1 pseudogene is annotated in these 262 nt (G+C 53.8%); it reads right to left on the bottom strand.

The annotated features are described in order from the left end of the window. Positions 1-230 (bottom strand): annotated as a pseudogene (locus tag HMPREF2596_RS11050) (APH(3'') family aminoglycoside O-phosphotransferase); the annotation flags it as partial. Between the last annotated feature and the right edge of the window lie 32 nt (positions 231-262).

The raw sequence follows: 262 nt of genomic DNA, 5'->3' as shown, positions 1-262 counted from the left end.
CCCTCCTGTTCCTCCTGCCAGTTGATGACCTCGGGGCAAGCCACACCTCGACCTTTGAGCCAAATGAGGCGGTCACGCTCTCCAGCGAGCTCACCGCGGCGGGAAGCAGGTGCGATTTTCGCGAAGGCATGCCCGTCACCACGTCGAAAAACAAAATCACCAGATTCTCCGCCTCTGACAGGCAACCAGTCAGAATGCGATTCACCAAAAAAAATATTAGTTCGATTCAATGGAGGTTCCTTCAGTTTTCTGATGAAGCGCG

Origin of the sequence: Neisseria sp. HMSC078C12 (genome assembly GCF_001838065.1) — a bacterium.
In the GTDB taxonomy this organism is placed as follows: Bacteria; Pseudomonadota; Gammaproteobacteria; order Burkholderiales; family Neisseriaceae; genus Neisseria.
This window is presented reverse-complemented; position numbering and strand designations above follow the sequence as displayed.